This window comes from Ensifer sp. KUDG1 (assembly GCF_050434285.1).
Classification (GTDB): Bacteria; Pseudomonadota; Alphaproteobacteria; order Rhizobiales; family Rhizobiaceae; genus Ensifer.
The window spans coordinates 474,135-492,459 of record NZ_JBNDIG010000002.1; the positions used below are offsets into that span (position 1 = coordinate 474,135).

Consider the following 18,325-nt stretch of genomic DNA (forward strand, 5'->3'; position numbering starts at 1 on the left):
GATCGCTCCGGTTTCGCTTACTTGCCCATCGCGGTCATGGCCTGCTTGAAGAGCCCGTTGGCCCTATCGTCATCATCGGCATTGCAGCGATCGATGCCCTTGTTGATGAGCTCATCGACCTTGACGGCATCCGTGGCGCTGAGCGTCGCAGCCGATCGGGCGCTGCGGACATCTTTCAGCGTGTCTTCGCAGGGGACCTTGGCAAGGCTTGCCGAATGCATGGCGAGGACGAACAGGCTGGCGAGCGCGAAGCGGACGTAAGAGTTCATGGAAGGCTCCATCGGCTGTTGACGTTGCAGGGTGCGGCGCTGAAACTGGCTGCCGGATGTTGCCTCCGCTTTGCCGGAACCATACCAATTCGTAAGGTGACAATGGCGCGCATCTGTGCGCCGAATGGTTGGTGCCGAACCGTTGCCGCGGCAACCGCAACGGGATGGATCCGAGGCGATATGGCCTCGGCAAGCGCGTGGACATTCCGGGGCGATCTGATGCGAATCCTGCTGATCGAAGACGACCGAAAGACCGCCGAATTCGTGCAGCGCGGCATGGCGGAAGCGGGCCATGTCTGCGACCTTGTGGACGACGGCCGCGACGGGCTCTACCAGGCGACGCGCGAAACCTATGACGTGCTGGTAATCGACCGGATGCTGCCGGGGCTCGACGGCCTGTCGGTGGTAAAAGCGATCCGGGCCGCGCGGATCAAGGTGCCGGCCCTGTTTCTGACCTCGATCGGCGGCGTCGACGACCGCGTGGAGGGGCTCGAAGCCGGCGCCGACGACTATCTCGTCAAGCCCTTCGCCTTTTCCGAACTGATGGCGCGGGTCAACGCGCTGGCGCGCCGGCCGCAGATGTCGGAGCGGCCGACGATGCTGACGGTGGCCGATCTTGAAATGGATCTCGTGCGGCGTTCGGTGACGCGGGCGGGCGAGCGCATCGACCTGCAGCCAAGGGAATTCACCCTGCTGGAGGTGCTGATGCGCGGCGAGGGCCGGGTGCTGACCCGGACCATGCTTCTGGAAAAGGTCTGGGACTTTCATTTCGACCCGAAGACGAGTGTCGTCGAGACCCATGTCAGCCGCCTGCGCGCCAAGGTCGACAAACCCTTCGACGTGCCGCTGATCCATACCGTGCGCAATATCGGATACAGCCTGCATGCCGCGCGCTAGGCTGTGGCGCTCGACCCCGTTTCGCCTGGCGGTGACCTTCGGGCTCGTCTTCTTCCTCACCTTCGTTGCGGCCGGCTTCGTCACCTACCAGTTCATGCGGCGGGAACTGCAGCGCTCGCTCGACAGTTCGGTCGCGGACCTGCACGCGGTGATCGCATCCTCGGACGATCTGGAGGATCTGATCGCCATGGTCGATGCCTATTCGCGGGTGAACCGGGCGCGCGAATGGGTGTTTTGCGTCTTCGGCGCCGATGGCCGGCAGATTGCCGGCGACGTCTCGACGCCGCCCTTGCCAGACGGATTTTCGACCGTTGGATCCGTGGCGCTGGGCCTGCGTGACGGCGCCGACTATCGCGCGTTCTCGGGCGTGATCGGCGGCAACCGGCTGATCGTCGGGCGGAGCTATGCGGCGACGAAACGGCTCGAACATATCGCCTTTCTGAGTTTCGTCTGGGCCACACTTGTCGCCATGGCCGGCGCGATCATCGGCGGCGCGCTTCTGGCGCGAAAGGTGCAGCGCAGGCTGGACGGCATCGCCGGGGCGATGACCGCGGTTTCGCACGGCATGTTCGACGCGCGCGTGCCTTTGCGCGGCAATGGCGACGACATCGATGTCGTCTCCGGCCAGGTCAACGAGGCGCTCGACCGGCTGTCGGCACTGATGGAAACGATGCGGCAGGTGAGCTCCGACATCGCCCATGAACTGAAGACGCCGCTCAACCGTCTGAGGATGCAAGTCGAGGCGGCAATCAGCGGCGACGAGCGCGGCGAGAACGTGACGGAGGCGCTTTTCGACGCGCGCGCCGAGGCCGGCCAGATCAACGCCACTTTCGAAGCACTGCTCAGGATCTCGCAGATCGAGGCGGGTGCGCGCAGAACCCGTTTTCAAAGCATCGACCTGACCGACCTCGTGACCTCGGTTGGGGAAATCTATACGGGCGTTGCCGAGGATAGCGGCCACATTCTTTCCACCTCGATCGAGGCGGGGGCGCTGACGATCAGCGGCGACCGGGAACTGCTGACGCAGATGTTCGTCAACCTGGTCGAAAACGCCATAAGGCATTGCCCGCCCGGTGCTGCGATCTCGATCGCGCTGGCGCGGGAGGGTGACAGCGCGGTGGTGGCGGTGAACGACGACGGCCCGGGCATTCCCGCCGGCGAGCGCGAGAAGGTGTTCCGGCGGCTCTACCGGCTCGACAAGAGCCGGACGACGGACGGAAGCGGCCTTGGCCTCAGCCTCGTTCGCGCGATCGCCGATCTCCATGCGGGCGCCGTCAGCATCCGCGACAACCGGCCGGGGGTCTGCGCCGAGGTGATCCTGCCGCTGGAGCAGCCGGCGCTCAAAAGCAAGCACTGACAAAGCCGTTGGAGAGCCTCAACCGGCAGAGTGCCGGCGCATCATCCGTTCAGGCCGTGCGGTAAAGGGCGCAGCGCGCAATCGTTGCGGCCGGCCTATGGACCTTTGCCCTTCAGCGTCGCCAGAAGCTGCGGTGAGGGCTCAGCAGTTCGTCCTCGATTTCGGGGAAGGGACCAAAGACTTCGACCGGCTTCTGGCCGGAGGCAAGGACGGTGCGCGAGGACAGGTTCATGGTCGGGTTGTCGGGGTGGTCGCCGGTCTCTGCCAGCAGCTTTTCCTCCTCGAAGCCATAGACCAGGCGACCGATATTGGCCCAGTAGAGCGTGCCCGTGCACATGGCGCAGGGCTCGCCGGTCGAAACCAGCGTGCAGCTCCAGAGAAACTTCGCCGGATAGGCGGTTGCTGCGCGCCGGGCAAGTTCGGTCTCGGCGTGGCGCACGGTGTCGATATTGCCCTGGCGCATCAGGATGCGGTCGTCGGGGCCGACGAGCACCGCGCCGAAAGGGTGGTGGCCGTGAACCGCTGCCTCGCGCGCGACCTCGTCGGCGGCGCGAAGGTGGGCGAGCATCTGATCACGGGTCATGCTCTCACGGGTCAGGGTCTCGTGGGTCATGGTCGGGCTCCCGAAATGCCGTCGGCGACAGCGGTTGGAACTGGCTCCATTCGGGCGATCATAGCTTGAAAATTCGGGGATCGATATCGGGGCGGGCCGGGCAATCTCTGCAGACCGCGGCCTTGTCTTCTTTGACAAGACGCCGCGATGGGCAGGTTCAGAGGAGTCGTCGATTTCGTGAAGTTGGCTGACCGAAAGTGGCTGCCCTACGCCGGCGGTCGCGTCACCGTGCCCTGGTGGAACAGCATCTGCCATTTCGTTCCATCCCATTTCCAGGTCGAGCTTCGGAGCGCGTGCCGTTCCGATCCGTCGGCTTCGATGCGGTGCGTTCGATAGGTGAGCAGCACGGCATCGAGCGAAATGGCCGTCAGCCGGTAGTTGGCGGCGCGCAGTTCGCCGTCGTCCTCGTCGTCTTCGTGAAGCAGCAGGTCGATGATCTCGGCGCGATGGTAGACGGTGCCGGAAGCACCGAATTCAACGAAGCCTTCGGCAAGCAGCTCCTCGAGGGCTGTGCGCGAGCGGCGCACCTCGGTACGGTGGAGCGCCTCTTCGAGCGCGCGGATGTCGTCAAGCTGGGGCAAGGGGGGCGTCATCGCTTGGTTCCTGCTCTTCGCCGCCTATGGGCTTTCTTCCTGCGAGACCAATAGGGCCGCAAGGATGGATATTGCGCAAGGTCACTGGAAAGGGGCTTGCCCCTTATCCGGCTGCGGCGACCTTCTCCCCGTCAGGCGGAGAGAAGGGGAGGCCGTGCCCGCTCGTTCCCTGCAACGGATCCGCGCTTGCCTTACGACGCGCTTGCGACCTTCCGTTCGCGGCCGATGCGGGCGTCGAGCTCCTTCAGGCGGTGCTTGATGGCGGGGTCGCCGGGCAGCAGGGAAAGGGCGGTTTCGAGCATCGCGCGGGCTGAAAGAATATCGCCGTCGCCGATGTGGCGGTTGGCGCGGTGATAGAGGAAGTTGACGTGCTCCATCGGGGCGAAGCGGTCGCCGAAGCGGGCGTTGAGCGCGTCCGACCAGGCGGGATGCCGGGCCATGGCGGCGACGGCGATCTGGTAGGGGCGCATGGGCGCGTCGACGCGGGCGGTACGGGCAAGCGCCCGCAGGGCCGGATGATCCTCGGTGCGGCAGGCGGCAATCAGGGAAAGCGCGCGTTCGGTTCCGGTAAAGACACGGACGGTGCCGTGGCCGGTCATGTGCACCGGCACGAGACGGGTCTCGGGCTGCAGGAACGCGATGCGCTCGGCGTGGCGGCGGTCGATCGCGTGGAAGGGATCGTAGAAGATGTAGGCGCGGCCGGCGGCCTGGTCGGGCGAAATGCCCATGTTGCCGTGCAGTTCGGGCGAAAAATGCCTGACGAAGCGGTTGTCGTAGGGAACGGACTTCGGATCGATCGAGACCTGCGGGCAAAACGCGATGGCCGTGGTGGCATTGAAGCGTCGGCGATAGCGAAGGGCGGCATAACCGCCCTGCGAATGGCCGTAGAGAATACGTTCAGGTGCGGCCTTCAGGATGGGGGCTGCGGCCTCGACCGCCTTGATCACGCTTGCCGCCGGAAACCAGTTGGGCCGCCGGCTGATGAAGCCGAGCGCCGAGATGTCCGCCTTCTCGCAGAAGCGCTGGCCCCAGTAACGGCTGCCGTTTGCCTGGATCTCCATCTCGTTGAAGGTGACGAGCAGGTAGGGCGATCTGCCCGGGCGATGGATGACCTCAAGGTTTTCGTCCGAATAGATGAGCACGGCTTCTCCGGATTATTTCAATATTCGTATTAGTATATTCTCAGAATCGGAAGTTATATTGTTCCAATACCTCGGCGCCTTGATAGTAATTCGAGATCGCATCGGATTTCCAGCGGCAATGCGCGGTGACGCGCCTTAAACGGACGTCGCGGAGGCAGTGAATAGCTACAACTGATTAGTTGTGCTGCTCATCTTGTAATTGCATACAAGGGATCGCTCATATACTCTCCAGACGACCGGATCTGGCTGCAAATCTGGAGGGGCGTATGAAACCGGCCTGGTGCGTCTTGTTTATCCTTGCCGCGGCGATTGGCGATGCGACGCCCGGTATGGCGCAACAGCAATGTGCGCCGAACTATACGCGGGACGGCTTCTTCATCGAAGCATGCCGCGGCAACGTACACGACAATCACGGTCAGTCCGGATTTGTCTTTACGACGTCTTCCATCCGCAGAAACAATACCGCGGGCAACGTGGATGTATATGAAAGCTGCGTCAAGAATAGCTCGGGGCGTGCGCTGGCTCTGAGCTGGTATGCCGCCGGCATGGAAGACGTGATGATCCCGGACGGGTGCGCCTTCAGGAAACAGCGGCCTGCGAACTACCCCAAACCCGGCGCACAGAGGCCGGATTTCGTGAACACCTGCATTCGATACGGGAACAGGTGGCAGCACGAGGAAGACGCCAATTATCTGCCGACGCCGAAGCAGATGGCGGATGGCTTTCCCGACATCAGCTGCGCCGGCCAGGTCCGACAACAGGGCAACGGCAGCTCGCCCGAAAGCGGACCGGGCTATTCCGAATTCCTGCGGCGGGTAGGGGAATTCTTCTGGAGGAGCTTCACTGTTCTCGATGCGGATCCATCCGAGCAGTCGCAGAAGTTGGTCGCCTTCATCGTCGATACCCGCTTCGTGCTGGGGGCCGAGGCGAAGACCTACAACTACACCATCGATTTCCGTCTCGAGGAGCTGGATCCGGGCGCATTCGCGCTTGTCGCCCCCGGATTTGAACTGCACCCGCCATTCGTGCTTTCCATGCAGTTCGAACAGCAGGGCTGGAACACGGAACTGGCGCGTATCCGCCCGAACGAGCGCAAGTCCTTCGCGATGACGCTTCCCTACAATCCCGAGCTGGACCTTGGGGAGGATGCGGTAACGCTGCGGAGCCTGGGTGAGGATGGGACCAAGCGGGCGCTCTTCGTGCCCGTGCTGGAATAGGGGGAGAGGATGGCGGAGCGGCTGCACTTTCTGACAATTCTGCCGGGTCCGCTGGTTGTGTGGCTCTCGTCCAATACCGAAATTCTGAAGCCCCTGATGTTCGAGGGATGGCGCGACGACGCGATCGCGATGTCCTGCGCGATCGGCGCCGGGCTGGTGCTGATCTATTGCCTTTTCCTCGGCTCCCCGCCTGACAAAAGGAGATCCTGGGTCTCCGCCGCAATCCTCAGCGTGCTCTTTGTCTGCGCTCTCGTCGCGCTTTGCCGGACAAACACGCGGGTCGACGCGCAGGTCGGCGAGGACGCCATCCGCCTGTGGCGCGATACCTACCTCTATTGGGTCAGCATGGGCATGCTCTTGACATTCCAGCTGATGGTCGCGGCGATCCTGACGGCCCTGTTCGCCAAGAAAGCGGCGCCCTGAGGGGCGGCCGAGACGATTGGTTCCCGGGGTGGCGAAGCCGCCGCCTGGGCATGATCTCTGCTTCGTCAAAGGCCGCCCTGGTGAACGGTCGGCCCCGGGGCAACCGGACCCGCAACCTCAGACGCGATCGAGGAAAGCCAGCACCCTCTGCGTGAGCAGCGCCGTTGCCCCGGCATCATAGGAGGGCAGCGAGCTGTCGGCGAAATAGTGCTGGTCGCCGGGGTAAAGGAACAGTTCGGCATCGTCGGCCTTCTCGACGATCTCGCGGGCGGCGTCGATGTCGCCTTCGCCGACGAAGATCGGGTCGTTGTCCATGCCGTGGATTTGAACGGGTACGCCTTCCGGCCAGGGACCGAAGGACCACTGGCCGCTGATCGGGATGCAGGAGTAAAAGAGCAGGGCGCCGCCGGCGCCGGGGCGGGTCTGGGCGAGTTTCTGCGCCGGCAGGACGCCGAAGGAGAAGCCGGCATAGACGAGGCTTTCGGGGAGGGCATCGGCAAGGCGCACGCCGCGCTCGCGCATCTCGTCAAAGCCGACCGTCTCGATATGGGCAACTCCCTCCTCGATGCTCGCAAATGTGCGTCCCTCGAAGAGATCGGGCAGGTGGACGACATGGCCGGCCGCGCGCAGGCCGTCGGCAAAGGCGTGCATGCCGGGTGTCAGCCCCTGGGCGTGGTGGAATACGAGGACCTCGGCCATCGGCAGTTTCTCCTTCAAATCCGTGTTCGCGCATCACTTGTACTTCATCCGGATGAATTCAAGCGGCAAGGTTGCCGGAGAGGAAAATTTTCCTTCCGTAGCGATGGCGCGTGTCCCGACCTCTTCTTGCCATGTTCGCTCGCTTGGTTGCGCAGGATGCACCACGATTCTGGAGGGAAAAGGATCATGACAGGTAAGTTGCGCATTGCCGTGCTGTTCGGTGGCCGGTCGGCGGAGCATGAGGTTTCGCTGATGTCGGCGCGCAACGCGGTCGCGGCGCTCGATCGCACGCGCTACGAGATCGTGCCGATCGGGATCGCCAGGGACGGCCGCTGGATGCTGGTCGACCTCGAAGACGGGGAACTGCCGAAGGCGATCCCGGCATCGGGAACGCAGGTGGCGCTTATCCCGGGCGGGCGGGGGCGGGCGGTGACCATCGGTGCCGACGGCAGCCAAGGGCTGCTGCCGGCGATCGACCTGATCTTCCCGGTTCTGCATGGCCCCTTCGGCGAAGACGGGACCGTGCAGGGCTATGCGGAAACGGCCGATGTCGCCTATGTCGGCTGCGGCGTCGCGGCTTCGGCGGTCGCCATGGACAAGGCGCTCGCCAAGCGCCTGCTGGTGGCTGAAGGCATTGCCGTTGCGCGGGCGATCGGCCTGCATGCGGGTGACGCCTATTCGAGCGAGACCATCCTCGAAAGCCTGGGACTTCCGGTTTTCGTCAAGCCGGCACGGCAGGGATCTTCCGTCGGCGTCAGCCGCGTCGACAGCCTGTACGCGCTGCAGGCGGCGCTCGACGAGGCGTTCCGGCACGACGACAAGGTGCTGATCGAAGAGTTCGTCCAGGCCCGCGAGATCGAGTGCTCGGTGCTGGAGGATGCCGAAGGGCGGCTCACAGTGTCGCGGCCGGGGGAGATCATTCCGGCCGCCAGCCACGGCTTCTACAGCTACGACGCCAAATATGTCGATGCCGGCGGCGCTGTGGTCGAGGCGCCTGCCAAACTCTCCGACGACGTGATCGCCGAGGCCAAGGACATGGCGGCGCGGGCGTTCCGCGCGCTTGCCTGCGCCGGCATGGCGCGGGTGGACTTCTTCCTGCGCGCCGATGGCAGCCTCATGATCAATGAGATCAACACCATTCCCGGATTCACCAATATCAGCATGTACGCCAAGGCACTGGCCGCAGACGGCATCGCCTATGGCCAGGTGGTGGAGACGCTGATTGCCCATGCGCTGAAGCTGCGCGGCAAGGCGGATGCGCCGGCGTGAGCGGATGACAAGAGCGACCCCCAGGGGATGGCAGGTCTCCCTGGGGACAGCTTTTCAGCCCCGGATGGTGCGGCTGCGGCAATGTAGAAATACAACCTAGAAGTTGCGTCGCATATTAGGATTGTCGCATTCATTGTGGGTTCACGTCGCCGCGGCCAAAACTGGCACCTGTTACAAACGGACAGGTGATGAAATGAAGAAGATTGGCATCGTCGTGCTTGCGGCGATAACGGCTCTTTCGGGCATCACGCCGGCAAACGCCCTGCCGGCTGTTGCGATCGAGCGGGTGCAGAAGAGCGACGTCGAGCTGGTGCGCGACCGCGGCTGGCATGGCGACCGGGACTACCGGCGTTATCCGCGCGGCTGGCGCGACGACTATCGCCCGAGATACCGGCCCGGCTACCGGGAAGGCTGGCATGGCGGCGACCGCTATGGCTACTACCGGGGTTACCGCGGCTATCGCTCCGAACGTTACGGCTATCGCCGCCACAATGACGGCTGGTGGTATCCGCTTGCCGCCTTTGGCGCAGGGGTCGTGATCGGCGGCGCAATTGCCGCTCCGCCGGCGCGCCGCTACGAGACCGGCGTCAACCCGCGCCATGCCGACTGGTGCTATTCGCGCTATCGCTCCTACCGCGCCTGGGACAACTCGTTCCAGCCCTATGGCGGTCCGCGCCAGCAGTGCTACTCGCCCTACTTCTGAGGCGAGCGTGATTTAACGGAGGCCCGCCGGTTTCTGACCGGCGGGCCTCTTCTTGTTCTCAGGCGTTCAAATAGGCTGAGGGACGCGGCCCCCGCACGAGTTGGAATGCCGCCGCTATCGACTGCTGCGCGGCATCTCCTCGTCGAAGCGGGTTTTCTCGCGCCCCGGATCATCCTCAAGGATCTTCTCTTCGCGGTCGTCAGGCAGGGCATCGTCCGGATCGACATTGGCTTCGTCGCGGCTCCGAACGGGCGGCACGCGACCCTGGTCGGTTGGCGTCGGGTCGTCACCCGCGGGAATCTGGTCGACGGGGAGCGGCGGGATCTTGCCTATTGGCATGATCGTCGGTTCGACCGGTTGCGCGACGTCTTCCGATGTCTGCCTGAGATCACGCGTTTTGGGGGTCGCCTTGCTCATTTTCGCATCTCCTCGGTTGTTCCTGTCGAAGGAGTAAGGCGAGGAGACGGGAAAGGTTCCGGTGGGGCGGGCAACGAGCGAGCAAGGGGAGGAAGACAACCTCCATTGCACGGTCGAGCCGCGAAGGCGTTCGCCCACGTCTGGTTGCCGGGGAGAGAGTTCGGCCGCAGCATGAAGCGGTGACGCGGGCGACGAGACCGGCGATCAACAGGCGGGCGAGGGTTTTCAAGGAGGGACCTTGCAAGAACGCGCGGGCAATGCGCGTGAATGATTCTCGCAAGGATTGCAGAAGCGGCATCGCTGGCTCTGCGCAAGCGGGCGTCGAATAGCTAAGCGCGCAGGCGGTCGCTTCGGGGCGAAGTCGTCTTGTGGAAGCCTCGCGCCTTAAAACTTCAATCGCGCGTCGTCATGGTCGGGAGGGCGGTGCGCGTCCTTGCGACGAAAACCATAGGCGAGCGCGAGCCCCAGGATTGCGGAGCCGACGACGATGGCGGCGAGTGCGAAGAAATTCTCCATGGCATTTTCCTCCCAAGGGGAAGCTTAACACAGAATGCGCGCAAACAAATGGCGCGGCAGCGAGAATGCGCGTCATGGTTACTCAACGCATGTCGGCCCAACTTGTTCAATCCGATCGGCGCTGTTGCGCGGTGCGTTCGGCCGGGGCTTTGCACGGGAGCGACACTGCGCGGGCAAGCGACTTCGACCAAGGTCGAGCCGGGCCAGCTTTGCGTTTGTCGGGCATCAGCGCCTCAATAGCCGCCAGCACCGCCGCCGCCCTGGCTCATGCCCTGGGCGCCTTGCATGCCCTGGTAGCTGGGGCTCGGAGCAGGCGTGCTGGTGCGGCTCGCCTGGTCGGTGGTGCAGCCGGCAACCGCGAGAAGCGCCGCGCAGAGAGCGGCGATCAGGTATTGTCGTGACATGGGAACCTCCCGTGGTCGCGCGACCGGCATTCGCGCCGCCTCATCGAAACGGATCGGCATGCAGCCGCGAGGCCCGAGATCCTTTGGCGATGGACCGGCAGCGCAAGCGGCTTTGCATGGCGGTTGCGATTATATCACCAATCGAGCGCAAGCGCCTTAGGAAGGGGGCAGACGTTCTCGGGCAATTGAAAAAATCGAACAAAACGGAAACAAATTTTGGCAATGGGGCTTGCCAAGCGACCGGAAGCGGGCTAAGGATATTACAGGCTGGCCGTTTCGTCATTGAAGCGGCCTTTTTTATTCCGGCGAGTCGGGCGCGGTGTTGTGCCTGTGCGCGGATGCCGATCTTCAAAAATTCAAATCCGCGCCGGCTGCGACATGTGACCGTTGAGATGCGGCCGTGGCGGCGGCTACGGCGCCGGGACGCGTCGCAATTTCTAGGGTTCGCACTTAGGTTTTTCGTCTTTGGCGCCCGCATGCTGGTGTCGCAAAACCGCAGCGCAATTTTACGCGAAGAACCTTAGGCTTCCTGCTTGGCGATCTTGCCGGTGACGGCGGCGCCGGACTCATGTCGGGGGCGGGGCTGCCCGATGCTGCGCAGCCAGCGCGAGGCTTCCTTGGGATCGCGCTCGACGCCAAGGCCTCTCTGATAGATGGTCACGAGGCGGGCCTGGGCAGCCGGATGACCCTGGCGGGCGGCCTGGCGGTTCCAATGAAGCGAAGCGGCATAGTGTTCCGCGCCGCCATCATTGAAATAGATTTCGGCGAGTTTCGCCTGGGCGTCGACATTTCCTGACGTCGCCAGTTCAAGCAACCTGGGCGAGATATTCGTTGCGGACGGCCGCGGGGTGAAAATGGTCTTCAACTTGCTGAACGTGTTGCGGATCATCTGGCACCTGTTGCATTCATTGCATGGTTCCCGCGGCTGGACTGCTAGGCCGAACAATTACTCAAAATCTTGAACTAATTTGGCTTTTCCCTGGCCACTGCCCGTGAGGCAGGGGCGCTTGCGATGCATTGCGCCAGAAGCACCCGATGTGGAGCAACCCGGTGAGCGGTATTGATGACCGAATGCAACCTGAAGTCAAGGTTGCAAGCGTGACATCCGGCGTGACACACGCATTTTCCTGTGATCGGTTGTCACGCCTGCTGTGTGCGAGGCGGGGGCGCTACGATCGAAGTGCCGCCCGTCAATCCCGCTTCATCTGACGCTCGAACCGCTCTATGAGCGCCAGTTTTTGTTCGTCGCTCAACTTGTTCAGGACCGACCGGTAATAGGGATCGACGAGTTCCAATTGTTGCGGATCGCCTCGGGCATTGAGATAGGAGAGCGACGCCCAATAGGCCGCTTCCGACAGATCAGCCTTCACGACGGTACCGACTTCATAGGCTGCGGCGACCATCAATTGTGCGCCGCGGTGATTTTGACGGGCAGCACTATACCACCAGCGAAACGCTTTCTCGGGGTCGCGCTCCACGCCGAGCCCCTCGTGATAGATCGTTGCCAGCCGGCCCTGAGCGCCGATGTGTCCCGCCTGGGCCGCGAGCCCGTTCCATTGGAAACTGGCGGCATAATGTTCCTCGTGGTCGTCAAAGTAATGTTCGCCGAGCGCGGCCTGGGCATCGACATCACCCGCTTGGGCAAGCTCGAACAGCCGCGGCGACACGATGGTGTTACCCGCAGACATCGGCGTTCCCGACTTGGCCGCCGAGACCTTCGCAGATGTCGGCTCGCCGACTTTTGCCAGGGGCGGAGCCGACCTTTCGAACATGCCATGCAGTTTCGTCCACAAACGCCGGATCACCTGTGATCGTCTCCCAATACCGCTGCCGGAACGGTGGTCGATATTGATGGCAGAATGCAACTTTTGGTCAAGTGGCAGCCGATCCAACATGCGCAGGAGGAGCAGTCGCCTCGTGCGCTGGAGCAAATCCCATGACAGTGAAACCCGCCAAGGACCCGAAGACCGGGCGCTTTCTGCCGCGCTCCGAAGGCGGTGGGGCAGTTCCCCGGGCGCGCACGCGCAAGGCCGTGCGCACCAAGCTCGGCGAACTCTTTCTCGAGGACATGCTTTCGGCCTGGGAAGCCAGAGGAGCGGCGGCGATCCACGCGCTGATCGAGAAGAACCCGAATGATTTCCTGAAGACGATCGCGGCGCTGATGCCGAAGGACGTGACCATCAATGCCAACCAGATCGGCGAGATGACGGATGTCGGATGGTGTCACAGGGCAAACGATCGCGTTCGCGGCGCCTGTCGACGTCGGTGGCCTGTCGCTCACCGGCTATGTCCAGTTTGAGGCCGTCGGCATTGCTGTTCCGCACTTCACGTGGGGTTTTGAGGTCGAGCGGCGCGTATCTGACGTCGCCAAGGCGATCGAGGGAATGCTTCCCGGTGCCAGGTTCGTGGCAAAGGATGGCGGTGCGCTCGAGTTGAAGCTCGATGCCCAATCGGTTCCACAGGGCGACGCATCGGTCGCGCCGGAGGACAGTTACAGAAAAATCGTCGTTCGCCAGGCAAGCGATCCTTCACGATCCCTCGTCATGTGTGACGCGTCCAAGGATCGAATGGCGGAACTGACGACCGATGAGGAGACTGGCAGGAGGCGCCTCCCGGACGCTGAGGACCTGTTTCCGTCGGCGAGGCGGCCAGCCGTCAAGACCAACCATGTTCTTGACGCGTTCGTCGCCTGCAAGCCCTCTTTCTTCGAGGTGCTGAAGGCTGAAAGACGCATCTTCCCGCGGGTCCGTATCGAGCCTTGGGAGAGCCCGGACAACGCGCCTCACATTCCCGAAGCGGAGAAGACCTACAACGAAACCGTGACATTCGAACACCCGGTCGAGATTGGTGGCCTCCGCATCGTCCGGTTCTTTCAACGAAAGACGGTTCAGTCTGGTGAACCGACGCGCTTTGCCTGGGCCCTTCAGGTCGCTCAGACGCCCGATGGAGCCGCTCGTGCTATCGCGGCTCAGTACGGTGCGAGATTTACGTATTACTGGAGTTTGGTCGACAAGGATGTCGGTGCCACGCCGGTTTCGCAGCATCTGACGTTGCGTTCCTACTTCGATCCCGATGAGCAGGCGATGGTGACCTGCGCACCCGACGAAGCCGAGACGAAGGACTTTCGCCTGCCGGAAGCAGCCGAGACCTTCGGCTGGGCCCAACTTGGGCCACCACCGGTGGGCCGCGGCAACCGGCTGATCAATGCGCTGCTGCAATGCCGGGCAGATTTCTTCGAGGCGTTGGGCGAGGAAAGGAATGCCTTCGGCAAGGTGGCGTTCAAGCAGGCCGCCGGCCCATACCGCAAGGAGGGAGACGCAGCGCATGCGCCAATGCGTGTGGCGTTCGAAAAGCCGGTCAATGCCTCGGGCTTCACGCTGACGGGATACATTCAGCGGCGCGTGAATGTTGCAGGCGAGATGAAACTGAGATGGGGTTTTCAATCACCGGACGGCATGAGCAGGATCGAGCGGACCACCGAGAGACGCACAGGAAGCGTTCGTGTGTCCGGCAAGGGGTGGTTGTTCGACCTTCAGACCGACGAAACCGGCTACACACCGTCTCCGGATCTCGAGTTTGACGAGGGATTCTTGGGGTGCACGACGCCGCTCGCATCAGGCATGGAACTGCTGAAATCCGGCGACCTCTTTCTGAAATAAGACACGGGAAGGGTGCCGTAGAACTGCAATAGGCTCTTCGGCCAATGCCGTTGCACGTCTCGCGCGGGGCAGGCGGCGCCAATGGCGGCTACAACGCGACGACCGGGCTGACGGTGGCACTGAGCGACGGAACTTGAGCGCCCTTCACCAAGGCGATCCTCGACCAGGTGATGCAGACCGGTTACCAGAACGGCGCGAACCCGCCATCTCTCGGTTTCGCCCTACGTCAAATCGGTCTTCGTCACCTTCATGTCCGACGCCAATGTTGCACAGTGCTGCTACGCCGTCTCGCAGGGCGGCGAGCGCAACACGATCGTGGCGACTGCCGACTACTATGAGGGCCCGTTCGGCACTGTGATGATCCACCCGAACCGGGTGCAGGCGGGCAGTGCGAAACTCGCGCGCAACGCCTACTTCCTCGACACCGACATGCTGTCCTTCCTCTGGCTGCGTGGCATCCAGGAAGACAAGGCGGTGGCCAAGACCGGCGACGCCGGCAAGGGCGTGATCATCGGCGAGGGTACGCTGAAGGTTCACAACGAAAAGGGCCTCGGCGTTGCGGCCGATTTCTTCGGCTTGAGTGCGGCGAGCTGATTGTTCGCTGCGTGGGAGGTTGGCCTCACCACTCTCGCTTGCGGGAGATGGTGATGACCGCCGCAAGCAGATGACATTAGCGATATTTCACAGGTTGGAAGAAAGGAACGATGCATTGGATCACAGGAACGGCAACAAGAAAATCAAGCTTCACTTCGATGGCAAGCGGCTGAATACAGCGGGCGCAACGACATCGCCCATCTGTTTCCCCGGTTCGTCGGTCTTGCTGAATTGAAGCTCAACCGGATGCTGCGTGTCAGCGAGATGGAAGCGACGACAGCGTTCGCTGTCGTCGAGGGCGATGCGCCGCTGCCTGCGGACTATCTTGAAGCGCGGCAGGTTCTAACCGCAAGCGGCCGGCCGATCCGCGCCATGGCATTGCAGCAGCTTGCCGGGAACGGCTCTGCCGGCGCCGGCGCGCCGGTCGGTTATGCGGTTGTCGGCAATCGGATCAGAGCTTTTCCGCCCGGCAATTACGGCCTGACGATGACCCACTACGCCCGAATCCCGCCGCTTTCAGCCGCAAGCCCGACCAACTGGCTGCTTCAGAAGGCGCCGGATGTCTATCTCTATGGGCTCGTCGAGGAGATCGCCATCTGGGAACGTGACGCCGGCAAGGCCGGGGCCGCGCAGCAACTGAAGATGGCGGCGCTTGGTGGTCTCGGCGTTGCCGACGAACGCGCCCGCTGGGGCGATGCCCAAATGACCGTTGGAGGCATGACCCCATGACTTTGCTTTCCGCAATCAACGAGGTCTGCGACATCGTCGCGCTCGACCGTTTCGACAGCATTTACGGCTCGATCGATCCGAACGCACAGACCATGGTGGCGCTGGCACAGGAAAGCGGCGAGGAGATTTCCCGTCGCGGCGACTGGCGGCGCCTGTTGAAGCAGCAGGTGGCGATCATCTCGCCGATGACGTTGCCGGCGGACTACCAACGGCTGAGCAACTTCTCGAGCGGATCCGCAAGCTCGACCAGACCATCAAGCCTTTCCTCGCTTCTCAGGGAGCGGATGGAACTGGCGATGGAGATCGGGCGGCGGCAGAACACGAATAGACGCCTAAAGAAGGACGTCAAGAAGGTGGGCAAACTCGACGGGCACTCGCTCTACGAATACCGCTACAAGGACGAACCGGCGCGCGGCCCGAAGCACGTCGGCGTCATGGCGCAGGAAGTTGAAAAGACCCGACCGGATGTCGTCTCTCGCGGACCGGACGGCATGCGCCGCGTCGATTACGGCCGGTTGTTTTCTGCCGGGCGAAAGAAACGTTAGCGGCGGTCGACACGCCAATTTGTCCGGCCCCGACAGCCGAAGCCCCCGGCTGTCCAGCGCCCCTTCCAACCAAATATTGAGCGCTCAGCGGAACGCTTTCCTGGAGAGACCCCATGCCCAGAACTGGCGGCGTTTATTCGCCCCCCGCCGGCACCAAAGGCGTGCCGAATACAACTATCCAAAGCGTGCCCTACAACACGCTGATCGACGACCTGACGGCAGATGCCAACGCGCCGCGGCCGGTTACGGCCGGCGGCACCGGCGCGACCTCGGCTAGCGGCGCGCGCACCGCTCTCGGCGTGGAGATCGGCTCGAACGTGCAGGCCTACGACGCTGCGTTGCAGTCCATCGCAGGCCAAACAACCGTCGCGAACCAGATCCTCTACACGACGGCGACCGACGCCTATGCGACGACCGCGCTCACCCCGCTCGCGCGCGATCTTATTGGTGATGCCACCGCTGCCGCGATGAAAACGAGGCTTGGGCTCGCGGCCGTGGCTTCGTCCGGTTCGGCGGGCGACCTGACGACTGGCAAGCTCTCTGACGACCGGTTGCCGTCCACGATGACGGCAAAGACCATCACGGGGGCTTTGACGGCTCAAGGGTTTGTGACCACGGGGGCAAACCATGGGATTGAGTTGGGGCCGCCGAACACGGCGAACACCCCATTCATTGACTTCCATTCAGGCGGGAGTGGAGCCGACTACGATGCACGCATCATGGCCTCAGGCGGTAACGCCTCGCTCGGACAAGCAGGACTGACGTACATTGCGCATGGTGGACATTATTTCACTGGTGGCATCATCGGCGTCGGCGCGGCGTTTTCAAGTAACGTGTCGGCGGTCAATTTCGTTGCTTCCGGCGGTTCCGGCGGCGCAATGTACATTCTGTCCAACAGCGATAGAGTACTTGCATTCCAGTCGGCAGCGTCGGTAACTCGCGGCACGATCGTTTCGAGCCAAGCGAACGCAGCGATGCAGATCGGCGTGTGGAACACTTCCGGTGTGTTTCAGCAGTTAGCGAGCTGGCACGAAACTGGTCTTTATTCATGGTCTGGCCACATAGCTCGACTTGGAGGCAACGGACCATCCGGCGAAATCCAACTCCTCACCAACAACATAGGTCACAGCTATCGCATGATCGGGGTGAACGACGGCGGCTTATATATTCAACGGTCCAGCGATCGTTTCGTATCAAATGCACCGACGCTGCTTTCTTGGAGCGGGATGAATGAAGCGACGTTCCCGAGCAATGTATATGCCCCTCGGTTTATCGCAACCGCGAATGGCGACGGCCAAGCTATCAAGGTCGGCGATGATGTGTGGCTTGGTGACGTCAACCAAGCAGACACACTCTCCGTTCGCGGTCAGGCCAATTTGGCCAACGGTTGGATACAGTTCGGCTATGGTGGCAACAAGCTCGGCGTTAACGGCTCCGTCGGCGATCGTCTATATTGGGGCGGCAGCTTCTTTATTCAGTCGGACGGCAATATGTACATGCCGATGTGGGGGGACTACCTCGGCAACGTCGTGAACGGTAAGGCCGGCATCCACACCGGGGGCACCCGAGACGAACTGAATTTCCCGATCGGCCACACCATCCTGGTCGAAACCGGCAATGCGGACATCAAGGAGAGGAATTCCTCCCATGCGATTTATCTCAATTCCAGCTATGGCTACGGCTTTGGCGGGGGTGGGGCGCAGCTTGCTGGAACTTGGCGTGCTCGGGGCGGTTATGACTCGCCGGGGTCGGGTGCGTGGGCCTATTGCTTCGTGAGGACGGCATAATGACATCGATGTCTGTGAATATGGTTCATGCCGTTCGAGCGACGCAAGAATCCGACGTCTACAATATCTACTGCAACATTACGGATTATCTCGGCGCGTCCTATGACACCGACTACTGCAGTCGTCCTGATGACACCGTCGGCGTTAATCCCCTGATCCGCCAATGGCTGCGCGACAATCCCGGTTTCCAGATCGAGCCATACATCCCTCCCGATCCGCCCACGGAAGATGAATTGCGGCAGCGGATGCGCAGCCTAACCGCTCGCCAATTTCGCCTTGGCCTGGTGAATGCGGGCATCTCGCCATCGACCGTGACCGCAGCGATCGCGGGGATGCCTGCCGGTTCGGATCAGGACAAGGCGCAGATCGAGTGGGAATATGCGACGACGTTCAACCGGACGCATCCATTGATCGCCACCGTTGGTACGGCGCTTGGTCTTTCTGACGCGCAGATCGACGCCCTGTGGGTGGCTGCAGCCGCGCTTTAAGCGG

General features: G+C 62.6%; 22 protein-coding genes and 1 pseudogene. 13 read left to right on the forward strand and 10 right to left on the reverse strand.

Annotated features, from left to right (window positions below):
- Positions 1-17: 17 nt before the first annotated feature.
- Positions 18-269, reverse strand: a complete 252-nt coding sequence (locus M2267_RS07840) for a hypothetical protein (RefSeq protein WP_429113757.1) — start codon at positions 267-269, stop codon at positions 18-20.
- 219 nt (positions 270-488) lie between these two features.
- Here M2267_RS07840 and M2267_RS07845 point away from each other — a divergent pair, with 219 nt between their 5' ends.
- Positions 489-1,166 (forward strand): winged helix-turn-helix domain-containing protein, encoded by a 678-nt coding sequence (locus M2267_RS07845; protein ID WP_429113759.1) that lies wholly within the window; start codon positions 489-491, stop codon positions 1,164-1,166.
- Positions 1,153-2,523, forward strand: coding sequence for an ATP-binding protein (locus M2267_RS07850; protein WP_429113761.1), 1,371 nt, complete (start codon positions 1,153-1,155; stop codon positions 2,521-2,523). The genes M2267_RS07845 and M2267_RS07850 overlap by 14 nt, the downstream gene beginning before the upstream one ends.
- Before the next feature lie 112 nt (positions 2,524-2,635).
- Here M2267_RS07850 and M2267_RS07855 read toward each other — a convergent pair whose 3' ends face one another.
- The 3 genes from M2267_RS07855 to M2267_RS07865 form a co-directional block, all read right to left on the reverse strand.
- On the reverse strand, positions 2,636-3,106 hold the full coding sequence (locus M2267_RS07855) for a nucleoside deaminase (RefSeq protein ID WP_429114514.1): 471 nt from the start codon (positions 3,104-3,106) through the stop codon (positions 2,636-2,638).
- A 236-nt stretch (positions 3,107-3,342) separates the two neighbouring features.
- Entirely contained in the window at positions 3,343-3,729 is a 387-nt protein-coding gene (locus M2267_RS07860; RefSeq protein ID WP_429113763.1) for a DUF4440 domain-containing protein, read from the reverse strand.
- A 191-nt stretch (positions 3,730-3,920) separates the two neighbouring features.
- Positions 3,921-4,871 (reverse strand): hypothetical protein, encoded by a 951-nt coding sequence (locus tag M2267_RS07865; RefSeq protein WP_429113765.1) that lies wholly within the window; start codon positions 4,869-4,871, stop codon positions 3,921-3,923.
- 266 nt (positions 4,872-5,137) lie between these two features.
- Here M2267_RS07865 and M2267_RS07870 point away from each other — a divergent pair, with 266 nt between their 5' ends.
- Both M2267_RS07870 and M2267_RS07875 read left to right on the forward strand, forming a co-directional pair.
- Positions 5,138-6,088, forward strand: a complete 951-nt coding sequence (locus M2267_RS07870) for a hypothetical protein (RefSeq protein WP_429113766.1) — start codon at positions 5,138-5,140, stop codon at positions 6,086-6,088.
- Positions 6,089-6,097: 9 nt separating this feature from the next.
- Complete coding sequence (locus M2267_RS07875) at positions 6,098-6,511, forward strand: hypothetical protein (protein WP_429113769.1); 414 nt, start codon at positions 6,098-6,100, stop codon at positions 6,509-6,511.
- Positions 6,512-6,628: 117 nt separating this feature from the next.
- On the opposite strand, the gene M2267_RS07880 is transcribed toward M2267_RS07875, so the two are convergent.
- Positions 6,629-7,210 carry a dienelactone hydrolase family protein gene (locus M2267_RS07880; RefSeq protein WP_429113772.1) on the reverse strand — a complete coding sequence of 194 codons (582 nt, stop codon included), beginning with the start codon at positions 7,208-7,210 and terminating at the stop codon, positions 6,629-6,631.
- 186 nt (positions 7,211-7,396) lie between these two features.
- On the opposite strand from M2267_RS07880, the gene M2267_RS07885 reads away from it, so the two are divergent.
- Together M2267_RS07885 and M2267_RS07890 are read left to right on the forward strand one after the other, a co-directional pair.
- Complete coding sequence (locus M2267_RS07885) at positions 7,397-8,479, forward strand: D-alanine--D-alanine ligase family protein (protein WP_429113774.1); 1,083 nt, start codon at positions 7,397-7,399, stop codon at positions 8,477-8,479.
- A gap of 193 nt (positions 8,480-8,672) precedes the next feature.
- A complete protein-coding gene (locus M2267_RS07890; RefSeq protein WP_043619224.1) occupies positions 8,673-9,182 on the forward strand; it encodes a BA14K family protein in 510 nt (169 codons plus the stop codon).
- A 114-nt stretch (positions 9,183-9,296) separates the two neighbouring features.
- On the opposite strand, the gene M2267_RS07895 is transcribed toward M2267_RS07890, so the two are convergent.
- The 5 genes from M2267_RS07895 to M2267_RS07915 form a co-directional block, all read right to left on the reverse strand.
- Positions 9,297-9,599, reverse strand: coding sequence for a hypothetical protein (locus M2267_RS07895; RefSeq protein ID WP_429113777.1), 303 nt, complete (start codon positions 9,597-9,599; stop codon positions 9,297-9,299).
- Positions 9,600-9,983: 384 nt separating this feature from the next.
- Positions 9,984-10,115, reverse strand: coding sequence for a hypothetical protein (locus M2267_RS07900; protein WP_256364286.1), 132 nt, complete (start codon positions 10,113-10,115; stop codon positions 9,984-9,986).
- A gap of 233 nt (positions 10,116-10,348) precedes the next feature.
- A complete protein-coding gene (locus M2267_RS07905; protein WP_429113780.1) occupies positions 10,349-10,519 on the reverse strand; it encodes a hypothetical protein in 171 nt (56 codons plus the stop codon).
- Positions 10,520-11,039: 520 nt separating this feature from the next.
- Positions 11,040-11,408 carry a tetratricopeptide repeat protein gene (locus tag M2267_RS07910; protein ID WP_429113782.1) on the reverse strand — a complete coding sequence of 123 codons (369 nt, stop codon included), beginning with the start codon at positions 11,406-11,408 and terminating at the stop codon, positions 11,040-11,042.
- A gap of 301 nt (positions 11,409-11,709) precedes the next feature.
- Positions 11,710-12,384, reverse strand: coding sequence for a tetratricopeptide repeat protein (locus tag M2267_RS07915; protein WP_429113784.1), 675 nt, complete (start codon positions 12,382-12,384; stop codon positions 11,710-11,712).
- Positions 12,385-12,455: 71 nt separating this feature from the next.
- Here M2267_RS07915 and M2267_RS07920 point away from each other — a divergent pair, with 71 nt between their 5' ends.
- The 7 genes and pseudogenes from M2267_RS07920 (at position 12,456) to M2267_RS07950 (ending at position 18,321) form a co-directional block, all read left to right on the forward strand.
- Positions 12,456-12,818, forward strand: a complete 363-nt coding sequence (locus tag M2267_RS07920) for a hypothetical protein (RefSeq protein ID WP_429113787.1) — start codon at positions 12,456-12,458, stop codon at positions 12,816-12,818.
- On the forward strand, positions 12,730-14,178 hold the full coding sequence (locus M2267_RS07925) for a hypothetical protein (protein ID WP_429113790.1): 1,449 nt from the start codon (positions 12,730-12,732) through the stop codon (positions 14,176-14,178). The genes M2267_RS07920 and M2267_RS07925 overlap by 89 nt, the downstream gene beginning before the upstream one ends.
- 53 nt (positions 14,179-14,231) lie before the next feature.
- Positions 14,232-14,772: pseudogene (locus tag M2267_RS07930) on the forward strand (SU10 major capsid protein); the annotation flags it as partial.
- Between the two features lie 114 nt (positions 14,773-14,886).
- On the forward strand, positions 14,887-15,501 hold the full coding sequence (locus tag M2267_RS07935; RefSeq protein WP_429114516.1) for a phage adaptor protein: 615 nt from the start codon (positions 14,887-14,889) through the stop codon (positions 15,499-15,501).
- Complete coding sequence (locus tag M2267_RS07940; protein ID WP_429113793.1) at positions 15,498-16,046, forward strand: tail fiber domain-containing protein; 549 nt, start codon at positions 15,498-15,500, stop codon at positions 16,044-16,046. The genes M2267_RS07935 and M2267_RS07940 overlap by 4 nt, the downstream gene beginning before the upstream one ends.
- A 113-nt stretch (positions 16,047-16,159) precedes the next feature.
- Positions 16,160-17,833 (forward strand): hypothetical protein, encoded by a 1,674-nt coding sequence (locus M2267_RS07945; RefSeq protein ID WP_052201992.1) that lies wholly within the window; start codon positions 16,160-16,162, stop codon positions 17,831-17,833.
- A complete protein-coding gene (locus M2267_RS07950; RefSeq protein WP_429113794.1) occupies positions 17,833-18,321 on the forward strand; it encodes a hypothetical protein in 489 nt (162 codons plus the stop codon). Before M2267_RS07945 ends, M2267_RS07950 begins: the two co-directional genes overlap by 1 nt.
- Positions 18,322-18,325 lie beyond the last annotated feature (4 nt).